6 protein-coding genes, 1 pseudogene and 1 CRISPR repeat array are annotated in these 12,321 nt (G+C 39.8%); of the genes and pseudogenes, 6 read left to right on the top strand and 1 reads right to left on the bottom strand.

The genetic code is table 11. The features are described from left to right. Positions 1 to 2: 2 nt before the first annotated feature. The 6 genes and pseudogenes from cas5 to RB622_RS30295 all read left to right on the top strand — a co-directional run. On the top strand, positions 3 to 815 hold the full coding sequence (gene cas5, locus RB622_RS02660) for a CRISPR-associated protein Cas5 (RefSeq protein WP_308044948.1): 813 nt from the start codon (positions 3 to 5) through the stop codon (positions 813 to 815). Further along, entirely contained in the window at positions 799 to 3,570 is a 2,772-nt protein-coding gene (gene cas3 / locus RB622_RS02655; protein WP_308044947.1) for a CRISPR-associated helicase Cas3', read from the top strand. The genes cas5 and cas3 overlap by 17 nt, the downstream gene beginning before the upstream one ends. A gap of 2 nt (positions 3,571 to 3,572) precedes the next feature. Further along, a complete protein-coding gene (gene cas4 / locus RB622_RS02650; RefSeq protein ID WP_308044946.1) occupies positions 3,573 to 4,112 on the top strand; it encodes a CRISPR-associated protein Cas4 in 540 nt (179 codons plus the stop codon). A gap of 40 nt (positions 4,113 to 4,152) precedes the next feature. Beyond that, the gene (cas1b, locus tag RB622_RS02645) at positions 4,153 to 5,157 is read left to right on the top strand and encodes a type I-B CRISPR-associated endonuclease Cas1b (protein WP_308044945.1); all 1,005 of its coding nucleotides are present in this window, start codon (positions 4,153 to 4,155) and stop codon (positions 5,155 to 5,157) included. A gap of 95 nt (positions 5,158 to 5,252) precedes the next feature. Continuing rightward, entirely contained in the window at positions 5,253 to 5,516 is a 264-nt protein-coding gene (cas2, locus tag RB622_RS02640; protein WP_308044944.1) for a CRISPR-associated endonuclease Cas2, read from the top strand. A 212-nt stretch (positions 5,517 to 5,728) separates the two neighbouring features. Beyond that, positions 5,729 to 10,035: direct repeats of the CRISPR family, unit length 30 nt; unit sequence GCTTCAATCGTACCATGTTGGAATTGAAAT. A gap of 184 nt (positions 10,036 to 10,219) precedes the next feature. Further along, a pseudogene (locus RB622_RS30295) lies at positions 10,220 to 10,670 on the top strand (IS982 family transposase); the annotation flags it as partial. A 132-nt stretch (positions 10,671 to 10,802) separates the two neighbouring features. On the opposite strand, the gene RB622_RS02635 reads toward RB622_RS30295, so the two are convergent. After that, positions 10,803 to 12,185 carry a neutral/alkaline non-lysosomal ceramidase N-terminal domain-containing protein gene (locus RB622_RS02635; protein WP_308044943.1) on the bottom strand — a complete coding sequence of 461 codons (1,383 nt, stop codon included), beginning with the start codon at positions 12,183 to 12,185 and terminating at the stop codon, positions 10,803 to 10,805. Positions 12,186 to 12,321 lie beyond the last annotated feature (136 nt).

Below are 12,321 nucleotides of genomic sequence, written 5' to 3'. Positions count from 1 at the left end.
TTATGGCAAATGGTAATAAGTTAATTTCGTTTGACCTTACGGGAGATTTCGGATTTTTTAAAAAGCCTGATTACAACGATGGAATATTGTTATCCTACAACATGCTTCATAAACCAGCTCTGTTAGGCATCCTGGGTGCAATTATTGGTTTGAAAGGCTATGAACGTAAGGGGGAGTTTCCGGAATATCATCTGCGACTGAAAGATTTGCCTGTTGGGATCGAGCCCTTAGAGAATTCTCACGAAAGAGGAAGTTTTCAGAAAACTACGGTGAAATATAGCAATACGGTCGGATATGCAAATGCTGACGGGAATTTACTGATTGAGGAAGTAATGCTTATCAAGCCTGCATATAGATGTTATCTGTTACTTGATTTGTCAAACCCGGACCATTCGCACTTATACACCAATTTGAAAGAGGGCAAAGCTGAGTATATTCCGTATCTGGGTAAAAACGAGTTTCAAGCATGGTGGCTGGATGAAAACGGAGAATCCACTTTTCAGGAGTATGAGTTTGAAAGAAGAAAGGCTGATTCTGGTAGTTTTCAGGTTAGTACAATGATTAATAAGCGCAAAGTTATTTTGAAAGATGAAATTGTCGATGACGATTTTTGCGACAATTATAATCCCTTTGAAATTACTTTTAAAGCTGACACATTTATGTATTTTGAACGCTTGCCTGTTGGTTTCAATGCCGAATTATTTCAATACGAAATCTGTGATTTTACCTTGTCAAATTTTCCTTTGAAACCCAACACCGCATTAGACAATTTATATTTTCTGGCTGCACTTGATTATTATGTCCAACTCTCTTAATTCAGTAAAATCAATTCTTTCAACCACTCCTAATCTAAAGGAATGGTTGAAAGATGCTGATAAATATCTTGCACACACTTCGCCCGGACGTATCTCAGAAACCCTCGAAGAACATGTCACGTTGGTAGACCGTTACTTTGGGGATATCATACTGGCTCATGGATTAGATCCTGTCATTGATCAATTTATTCACAAATTAGTAGAGGAATGTAGTTTTCAATCAGGAGACCATTATGAGATTGCTACATTTATCAAGAATGCGTTTGTGAAAATTATACATTTTCATGATTTTGGGAAAGTTAATGAAGACTTTCAGGCAAGTTCTTCTAAGATGAATAATCCTTTGTTCAAGTCGGTTGTAAACAATCCGCTTGAATCCAAACATTCCGCTCTCGGTGCATATCTCTTTATTGCCAAACATTTGCAGGAATCAATGTCTTTGCCATTAAATGGAAAAGACATGTGGAAAATTCATTTTGTTGTGATCTTACTGTCATATCCCATTTTTAAACATCACGCGGCTTACCTGTCCAAGCCAATTAATGGAGACATAGAATTTAGGGAGGAGGTGAATGCGATGAAAGGATACCTGAAATTATATCATTTCGAGATACATCAAAGCTTTCAGGATAAAATATATCTGCAAGCCAAAAATGCCTTTTTTGACAGGTGGGAAACCTTTTCGATTTCTTTTTCGCTCTTCACATTAATTAAACTCAATTTCTCGTTGCTGACCGCCTCTGATTACCTCGCAACGCATGAGTACATGAGTGGTGAAAGAACTTCTGACTTTGGAGTTTTTAACAATCGTGAACGGATTGAACAAATTATTTCGAATCTTAGAACGACACATGCTCACAATCGGAATACGTTCTCAAATATTGGAGATTTTGAGTTTCAAGAGGCGAGTCTACGAGAGAAGTCAAAAACTAATCTGAATAAGTTGAGACAGGAAATGGCAGTAGAGCTAGTGCAAACGGTTAGAAAGCATACACAACATTATCTATTTTACATAGAAGCTCCAACTGGTGGAGGAAAAACCAATCTTTCTATGATTGCCCTTACTGAACTAATGGCAGCTAATCCCGAACTGAATAAGGTTTATTACGTTTTTCCTTTTACTACACTGATAACGCAGACTTACAAAGCACTGAAAGAAACACTCCTATTGGAAGATGACGAGTTGGTTGAGCTTCATTCCAAAGCGGGGTTTCACAGTAAGGATTTAAAAGTAGAGGAAAAGAAAGATGGCGAATTTGGGTCAGATAAAAAGGATTTTATTGATAATCTTTTTGCTCTTTATCCTTTAACTGTTCTCTCGCACGTAAGATTTTTTGAGGTACTAAAAACAAACAGAAAGGAAGCAAATTATCTCCTTCATCGACTCGCTAATTCGGTCGTGATCATTGACGAACTGCAAACTTACAATCCTAAGCTATGGGACAAGATGTTGTACTTTATTAATGAATACGCAAGAAGCTTCAATATTCGATTTATATTGATGTCGGCTACTTTACCAAAAATAAGCGATTTGGTTATTCAGGGAATCGTAAAACCGGAATTTATTGAACTGCTTCCCAATGCCCGTAAGTACATTACTAATCCGAATTTTGCGGAACGGGTAAAATTCAATTTCGAGCTTTTTGAACAAAAAGAATTACAATTAGATGAATTGGCAAAGATTGTCGTCGTCAAATCTTTTCAATACGTGGAAATTAATGATGCTGTACACACTATCGTAGAATTCATCTACAAAAAGACCGCATCAGAATTCAAAAATATTATTGATCAGAGTGAGCATATTTTTGACGAGATATTTGTGCTTTCCGGGACAGTCTTAGAACCTCAAAGACGAAAAATAATAACATTTTTAAAGAATGAGGATAATCGAAGATTAAATATCTTGCTGATTACGACCCAGGTAGTGGAGGCTGGTGTGGATATCGATATGGATTTAGGTTTTAAAAATATCTCATTGATTGACAGCGACGAGCAACTCGCCGGACGTGTTAATCGAAACGCTTCGAAGGAGGGGTGTGAGGTATACCTATTCCGTATAGATGATCCCAAACTGCTTTATAAAAACGATGACCGTTTTAAAGTGACTAGCGACAAAATTTCCAGAATAGAGTATGAGAATATCTTAAACAAGAAGAACTTTAAACACTTGTATCAACTGGTTTTTGAACGTCGGGATAAATTCAATGAGAATCTTGGTTGGGCTGATAATTTCCAAAATTCCTTCTTGGATCCGGGAATTAAGAAGCTCAATTACGAGATAGTTGACAAGGAATTCAAGATCATAGATCAGCAAAACGAATCAGTTTTCGTCCCCATTGAATTACCAGTTTTACTTGAAAACGGAGAGTTTATTTTTTCAAGAAGGGATTTGGAGTTTTTAGGAAATTTTGAAATTTATAAGGAAGACGATTTAGTTATCGACGGAAAACAAATTTGGGAGTTATATCAAGCATTAATTTTTCAAGGCAGTCAAAACAGGAAGAAAAAGATTGGATTTGACATGGAGCGCGCCGTTCAATTCAAAACACTACAAAGCATTATGTCAAAATTTACTTTTTCCCTCTTTTCGCATTCAAAAACTGTTGAAAAAATAAAGAGTTTGGGATTTGGCGAGGAAAAATATGGTTTTTTAAATCTAAATGCACGTGACTTAGATCTGAACAGGATTTACACCTTAGAAGGCGGACTGAGTGAGGTAGAACTAAATAATGACAACGAAAACCTTTTCCTTTAATCATGAACATCAACGCCACCCTCATCAATCTCTACCACGTTTGCAAGCGCGAAATGTGGCTCCACGCCCACGCCATCCGCATGGAACATACATCCGACATCGTATATGAAGGAAAGTTAATCGGAGAAACCACCTATCCGCAACGCGCCGAAAGATATACGGAGGTGGAGATTTCGGTCGAACCAACTGTGCAGGATGGAATTGGCTTGGCTGCCAAAATCGATTTTTATGATCCGCATAATGGTGTGGTGCATGAGGTGAAGAAATCGGCGGCGAAGGAGCAGGCACATATTGCACAGGTTCAGTTTTACATGTATGTTCTCAGGCGGAATGGTATCAAAGCTGAATATGGTATAATCGAATATCCAAAACTCCGGCAAACGGAACGGGTTGAGCTGGATAAAGACGGGGAAAATATTTTGGAGGGTTGGATTACAAACGCCAGCAGGATTATAGAATCCGAACAATGTCCGCCATTGTTGGCAAAGCCGAAATGCAAGTCGTGCAGCTATTTCGATTTTTGCTGGTCAGGGGAGGAGTAAAACCGGTTTTTAAGGAGAAAAGTAACTTACAACTTAGATTATGAAAAAATCTTTTTACTTGTTTAATCCCGGACGCCTGTCCCGAAAAGATAACACACTTTGCTTTCAGCCAGTTGATGAGGAAGGAAACGACTTGCAGCCGCGTTATCTGCCGATTGAGACGGTAGACAATCTGTATTGTTTTGGAAGTTTGGATGCCAATAGTGCTTTGTATAATTTTCTTGGTAAAAACCAGGTGGCCGTTCACTTTTTCGACTACTATGAACATTACACCGGATCGTTTATGCCAAAGGAATATTTATTGGCAGGTAAAATGCAAGTGGAACAAACCAGGCATTACCTTTCGGAGAAAAAGAGACAGGTTATCGCCAATAAATTTGTGGAAGGTGCATCGTTCAATATTTCCAAGAATCTGGCTTATTATTCCAATCGGGGAAAAGATGTAAGTCTGTCCATTGCCCGAATCGAAAACTATCATGCCCTGATCGGTCAGACATTGAAAGTCAATGAATTGATGGGTATTGAAGGTAATATTCGCCAGGCTTATTATGATTCTTTTGACGTGATTATCAATGATTTTGAAATGGGAGGACGAAGTAAACAACCTCCTAAAAATGAGATCAACGCGTTGATCTCATTCGGGAATATGCTGTGTTATACGGTATGTCTGGATCAGATTTATCATACTCAGCTAAATCCGACAATCAGTTTTTTGCATGAACCGGGAGCCCGGCGCTTTTCATTGGCATTGGATCTCGCTGAAATTTTCAAACCGTTGTTAGTTGACCGGACCATTTTTAGTATGTTGAACAAGAAACAGATTCAGGCAACAGATTTCCGGCAGGAATTAAACAGATGTGTACTGAAAGAAGGCGCTCGCAAGATGTTTGTAAAAACATTTGAAGAGCGTTTGAAGGAAACGTTTAAACACAGAAGTTTAGGAAGAAGCGTAAGTTATAAACATTTGGTAAAGCTGGAATGCTACAAGTTGCAAAAACATCTTTTGGGAATTGAAGATTACAAGCCTTTTAGGATGATGTGGTAGAGGATGCTTTCGGTAACCGGCTATACGGTCCGGTTGGGTGTCCCCAACTTTGGATTGCGAAGCTTTGATATTTCAAGAGTTAAACATTAGAATCAATGTACGTTATTTTGGTTTATGATATTGGAGAGAAGAGGGTAGGGAAGATGCTGAAACATTGCCGGAAATATTTGAATTGGATCCAGAATTCGGTCTTTGAGGGAGAGATTACAGAAGTCAAATTGAAGGAAATGGTGCAAAGTGCGCGGAGAATTATGGATGAAGATCGGGACAGTCTGATCATATTTAAAAGCCGCGAAGAGCGTTGGCTGGACAAAGAAGTGATTGGCCAGGAGCGAATGTCGACCGATAATTTCCTTTAGAAAATGAGAAGTAAAGTCGTCGAAGTGATTTTTCGATATGTTCTTTGACATGCTGAAATGAATAAAGTAGCCTAGATTAATGTGTAAATCGTTGATAATTAACAGTCGTCGATGCCCAGATAAAATCGTACCATCATGCATCGACGATTTTTTTGCTTGTTTTTGAGCTAAAAATGTTCGTTTATTGTAGAATAAGCTCGTTTTAGCGACGGGCTTCAATCGTACCATGTTGGAATTGAAATATGATTTTAACTCCGACACCCCCACCTAATGCACCCGCTTCAATCGTACCATGTTGGAATTGAAATATGCAACTCATCCATGAAGTGGGACGGCGTATTTCCGCTTCAATCGTACCATGTTGGAATTGAAATGTAACATTCCCGCCCTGCTCAGTGCCGGTGCCACAGCTTCAATCGTACCATGTTGGAATTGAAATTCCACTATTGACCTATCAAAAATGGCAGACAAAGCAGCTTCAATCGTACCATGTTGGAATTGAAATAGAGAACCGCCAACAGTTGGGTTGAATCCTTCGGGAAGCTTCAATCGTACCATGTTGGAATTGAAATTCCGGATATCGTTTTTGAACAAAGCCAAGTTTTAATAGCTTCAATCGTACCATGTTGGAATTGAAATAGCTTTAATTCGGTAAGCTTCTGGATCAATTCCTCTGCTTCAATCGTACCATGTTGGAATTGAAATAAAACAACGGGGTTGCAAATCGCTTTGGATAGCAAAGCTTCAATCGTACCATGTTGGAATTGAAATCTAAAACCAAGGACCTACAAGCGACTGAAAGTAAATGCTTCAATCGTACCATGTTGGAATTGAAATATGAAAAATAAGATTGCAGAGAATTACGAGTTATTGCTTCAATCGTACCATGTTGGAATTGAAATGAGGGTGGTTGAGAGAAAACAAATGTCTGGATTCAGCTTCAATCGTACCATGTTGGAATTGAAATTAATGATTCAAGAAGACGCGGAGCCGGATATTACCTGCTTCAATCGTACCATGTTGGAATTGAAATCATCTAAGGAAACAGGGACCGGGAAAACAGAATTTTGCTTCAATCGTACCATGTTGGAATTGAAATTGAATATATCGAACGGGTTTATAGGCATCGTCACCGGCTTCAATCGTACCATGTTGGAATTGAAATAAACCATACTCACGGTAAGCGCGTAATTAATCATGTGCTTCAATCGTACCATGTTGGAATTGAAATGCGAGTCATTCCAAGAACCCGATCCTGAGGTATTGAGCTTCAATCGTACCATGTTGGAATTGAAATATGTAAACTACAATTCTGTTCAGTCTTGCAAAAAGTGCTTCAATCGTACCATGTTGGAATTGAAATTGTATACCGATTGTTTGGCGATACTGACGGTGTTGAGCTTCAATCGTACCATGTTGGAATTGAAATAGATTTAATTAATGAAAAACGTTACTAAGCCACTTGCTTCAATCGTACCATGTTGGAATTGAAATTAAATTGGGATGTAATCGGCCAACGGGCCAATTTCCGCTTCAATCGTACCATGTTGGAATTGAAATACCTCCATACCGGAAGACAATAGCTCAACGGTACAGCTTCAATCGTACCATGTTGGAATTGAAATTATACATGAGCCGGGAGTATATCCCCACCCACGCCAGCTTCAATCGTACCATGTTGGAATTGAAATTCGCAAGCAGCTCTCTGGCTCTTCGGTCTTGAAGACGCTTCAATCGTACCATGTTGGAATTGAAATGGTTCTGGCTGGCGATTTCTCAGGTGCCGCACAAAGGCTTCAATCGTACCATGTTGGAATTGAAATGAGTCAACTTTAAACCCGGCTACTTTACCAACGGCGGCTTCAATCGTACCATGTTGGAATTGAAATGATGTTGCCCAAACGTATGCGCTATTCGGGCTTAGTGCTTCAATCGTACCATGTTGGAATTGAAATATTATTAGTTACGAACTGACGGTATTTTGTATTAAGCTTCAATCGTACCATGTTGGAATTGAAATATCACTCCGACCTGAGTAACCCCGTTGAAGAACACGCTTCAATCGTACCATGTTGGAATTGAAATTTCCAAAAGACCCACTGCCCGTAACCCCACCGCTCGCTTCAATCGTACCATGTTGGAATTGAAATCAGGCTAGAATAGGATTAATATTTGAAGAGCAATACGGCTTCAATCGTACCATGTTGGAATTGAAATGCAATCCTGATATTCCCATCCACGTAGCTTTGCAAAGCTTCAATCGTACCATGTTGGAATTGAAATGCAGAGCGCGTACGTAGATATTCAACGTTTGGGTAGCTTCAATCGTACCATGTTGGAATTGAAATAAGCCTGTTCCCTGGGCGTGGTACCGAAAGAAGTGGAGCTTCAATCGTACCATGTTGGAATTGAAATTGAATCCCAGCGGATCCGATTAGCTGCGCTATATAGCTTCAATCGTACCATGTTGGAATTGAAATAAGTCAATCACCTTTCCATTGGGTGCAGCATCCAAGCTTCAATCGTACCATGTTGGAATTGAAATCTTACTGAAATTGAAACACCTGGCAAAGACATAAAGCTTCAATCGTACCATGTTGGAATTGAAATAAACAACCCTGTATCTTTGAATTGTCAAGTTAATTATGCTTCAATCGTACCATGTTGGAATTGAAATCTATGAAAAAGGAGGAAACCAAGCAAGATGAACAGGCTTCAATCGTACCATGTTGGAATTGAAATTATTCTAGCCTGGTAGCAACGCAATTATCAGCAAGAGGCTTCAATCGTACCATGTTGGAATTGAAATAAAGAAAAATCAGTTGGGTAGAAAGATAACTTTCAGCTTCAATCGTACCATGTTGGAATTGAAATAACAGGATCCAAATCGGAATATGTTTTCCATTTGGCGCTTCAATCGTACCATGTTGGAATTGAAATAGTAGAACTTCCTGGGTAACGGGCGGTGTTCTCCAGCTTCAATCGTACCATGTTGGAATTGAAATATCCCGAACGCTGACTATAAATGGAACGTCTTACGGCTTCAATCGTACCATGTTGGAATTGAAATATAAAAAGTATGCAGTTGCCATTATATGTTGATGAAGCTTCAATCGTACCATGTTGGAATTGAAATGGCGTTGATCCGGTCACATCGAAATCAAATTCGGTTGCTTCAATCGTACCATGTTGGAATTGAAATGAGTAAAGTAGCGTCGGGGTTAAGAAACCTATCAAAGCTTCAATCGTACCATGTTGGAATTGAAATGCTCAAACTGCGTTTCAATCACGCCAACCTGAGTAAGCTTCAATCGTACCATGTTGGAATTGAAATCAGTATTAAGGTCAGAGACAGAGGTGAACGATGACAGCTTCAATCGTACCATGTTGGAATTGAAATTCAGCACGCCGTCAGATTTTTTTCTTGCCCGGCACTGCTTCAATCGTACCATGTTGGAATTGAAATGTGATAATTTCTCTGTTGAATTTTGCAGTATTCTCGCTTCAATCGTACCATGTTGGAATTGAAATGTGATAATTTCTCTGTTGAATTTTGCAGTATTCTCGCTTCAATCGTACCATGTTGGAATTGAAATAATGAGGCGTTGAAATGGAATACCCCATTTGACCCCGCTTCAATCGTACCATGTTGGAATTGAAATGACATTACCCCCGAATAGTCGAGCCGGTAAGAATCTGCTTCAATCGTACCATGTTGGAATTGAAATCTAGCTTAGATCAACAAACAAAAACCCTCCTAGCGGCTTCAATCGTACCATGTTGGAATTGAAATAAGCAGCTTTAATTCTATCTTGCTGCTCTTTCGAAAGCTTCAATCGTACCATGTTGGAATTGAAATACAGAATTTAGACATCTTGGCGGCGATAGATTTTTAGCTTCAATCGTACCATGTTGGAATTGAAATATGTTGATCGGCGCAAATGCCCCGGCGGTTGTTAACGCTTCAATCGTACCATGTTGGAATTGAAATATCAATACCGCTAATACCCCAAAGGTGAATCTTTTGCTTCAATCGTACCATGTTGGAATTGAAATCAAAACCGGAGCTATTAACAGAATCAAACCTATTGGAGTTTCAATCGTACCATGTTGGAATTGAAATCAAAACCGGAGCTATTAACAGAATCAAACCTATTGGAGTTTCAATCGTACCATGTTGGAATTGAAATCAAATTGTCGGCGGATTCTTTCCGTCCGGCAACGCAGTTTCAATCGTACCATGTTGGAATTGAAATAATTAAATTGGTGCCCGATAAAGAGCCGCCTGGACGTTTCAATCGTACCATGTTGGAATTGAAATGCTCTGGAATCCGATAGTTTCATGTACGCACTATTATGCTTCAATCGTACCATGTTGGAATTGAAATTACCTGACCTGACCTAACCTTACCACGCCTTTCCTAGCTTCAATCGTACCATGTTGGAATTGAAATAGGAATTTGATTACAGCTTCGATTTATCGTTTTCTGCTTCAATCGTACCATGTTGGAATTGAAATTTCCGTAGCGAGTATCTAATGATTTAACCCGTTGGGCGAAATAAAATAGTAAGAAAAAGAAAAGTTCATATTGGGTTAATGTATTGAAATTCAGTACATTGGAGTCGATAAACAGGCCTCAATATGCATGTTAAAATTAGTAAAAAATTACCATAAAATTCTTAAAACTATTGAGTCCTTAGACATTTCGCTTGATATAAGAAAAGTAGAAAGGAAACCTAAGATAACTGATTTACAGATTGTTGCATTGAGCCTAACGGTTGAGTATATGTCACTTGACAGTGAAAATCAGTTGATTCAAAATGATTCCAGAAGGTTCAATCGAAAACATTCTCGAAAGGAGCCAATTTAATAAACGCAGACATAAATTGTTTGGCCTGACCGAATGGATCAGGAGCAATCTAAGTCGCGATTTTGTAGAATTTGAAAACTACTTTGTTGTCGATTCAATGCCGCTTGAAATTTGTAAAATGACAAGAAGCAAAAGGGCTAAAATTTGTAAGGAAACCTTCTGAACAGTACCGGAAAAAGGTTATTATGCATCCCAAAACTCTTGGTGTTACAGGTGGTTCGCCGCGATGTATAAACTACACGGGATTTGCACAAAGACGGGTGTTTTTAGTTCAATTGACATAATGGTAAAATCACGGCCTCGACTTCCATTCAATATATCAACAAATATTATTCAAAAGGAACATCAGCAATATTAAAATTTAAATTACTTAATTTTACCCAACGGGTTATTTAAATATGACTGCGCAGTTGCATTATTTGGTGGTCAGCCCCACAGCATCAGCCGTTTTTGCAACCCCTTTAAGTATAGTAGATTCAATGGATGGGCTCCATTTTCCGGGTTGTCCATAAACCATTTGGGATGAAAAACCCTCGTAACCGCCTTCTTGCAAAATGGTTTCCGTCGGAATATAACCCATTACATCATTGCTATATGCCATTACGAAAGTTTCTTTTCCCAGCATTTTCTTGATCTGGATTGCGTAACCAATTGTCACTTCGCCTCCAAGCGTCACAAGCCCCTGCTTGCCCAATCTCCACACTTGTACAGGGTAGGGGTAAGTAGTTGGAGGCACCTGGGCGGTTGCTGATTTGCCAAGCATGCGGCTCGCCCACTTTTGCATGTAGCTGTCAGAGCTTTGCGCCATTTTTTTTAGTTCGGCCTGCGGAAGCGGAGTAAGGCCCAGGCTGAGTTCATTGTAGGCTGTCTTCAATTCCGGTGTAAGTTCTTCCATCGGCTCTTCCAATACGGCTTTCACAGCATTGGCCAATTCGAGTCCGTATTTTTTGGCTAGGGAAATCTTTTTTCTTGGCAGCGGATTCTGGTCGCCGGCGGCTCCTTGGAAAAACATCGCTGCAACGCCTGGAAAGGATGTTTCAAGTTCGCTTTGCGCATAACCTGGGTAATCGCCAGACCATTCATAGCCGTTCAGCACGGTGGCGTGGCATGCGTAGCCAAACAAAATCGCTTTGGTCTTTTTTTTGAGATCTACCACTTTGAAAACCGGAACTGCATAATCGTTCGGTCCCTTGAGTTCAGTTTGCTCTGCCAGATTGGCTTCCGCATTATTTCTCCGGTTTACCTGAAAGCGACTGACACCTTGCTGGGCGTAAATCCGAACGGGTTCCATTGTTCGGGCTGCTTTCAAAACCGCCTTAACGACTTCTTTTTCTAAATTATCAGTATATTGGTTGATCGCCATCTGTCGTGCCGAATCCAGCGGATAAATATCCTGCAATGCATCACCCAGCACCGGCCCCGAATGGGTATGAGAGCTGTTGAGAATGATCTGAGCCTTTGTCAGCCCCAGTGTGGTTTCGAGTTGCCCGCGTATACGGTCTGATACTTGTTTGGGAAATCCCAATAAATCGGAGGAAACCATTGCTGCTTTATTTCCAGATGCATCCTGAAGAACCAGCACCTTTATCCATAAATCACTCAGTTTTCCCTCTGCGGGATGTGTTCTGCTGGCATAACCGGCCATGAGCAGGGGCTGTTTAGGGGTAATATTCAGTCTGGCCGTCCCAGCCCGCCATGTTTGCTGGGCAATTGTGATGTGAGCTAGCAGCGACTGCATAGCGAATAGCATCAGAACCAGTGCGTACTTGCTTGTTTTCGGAAAGATGGGAATCTTCATATTCAAGGAGTCAAAATGGGAATTGAATCAGGAATAGTCAAAAGTATATAAATACATCGTGTACGTACCCGTAAATTTACATATTTCTCTCTCCAAAATATAGTTTTTTACAACTTAATGGTCAAAGTGGATTCGA

This window comes from Dyadobacter sp. LHD-138 (assembly GCF_030929615.1).
Taxonomy (GTDB): Bacteria; Bacteroidota; Bacteroidia; order Cytophagales; family Spirosomataceae; genus Dyadobacter.
The sequence above is the reverse complement of the archived record's forward strand: the minus strand, read 5'-3'. Positions and strand labels throughout refer to the sequence as shown.

Excerpts from the sequence above, each read along its gene's own strand:
- cas5 (WP_308044948.1), top strand. The coding sequence starts at position 3 with ATGGCAAATGGTAATAAGTTAATTTCGTTTGACCTTACGGGAGATTTC.
- cas3 (WP_308044947.1), top strand. The coding sequence starts at position 799 with ATGTCCAACTCTCTTAATTCAGTAAAATCAATTCTTTCAACCACTCCT.
- cas4 (WP_308044946.1), top strand. The coding sequence starts at position 3,573 with ATGAACATCAACGCCACCCTCATCAATCTCTACCACGTTTGCAAGCGC.
- cas1b (WP_308044945.1), top strand. The coding sequence starts at position 4,153 with ATGAAAAAATCTTTTTACTTGTTTAATCCCGGACGCCTGTCCCGAAAA.
- cas2 (WP_308044944.1), top strand. The coding sequence starts at position 5,253 with ATGTACGTTATTTTGGTTTATGATATTGGAGAGAAGAGGGTAGGGAAG.
- RB622_RS02635 (WP_308044943.1), bottom strand. The coding sequence starts at position 12,185 with ATGAAGATTCCCATCTTTCCGAAAACAAGCAAGTACGCACTGGTTCTG.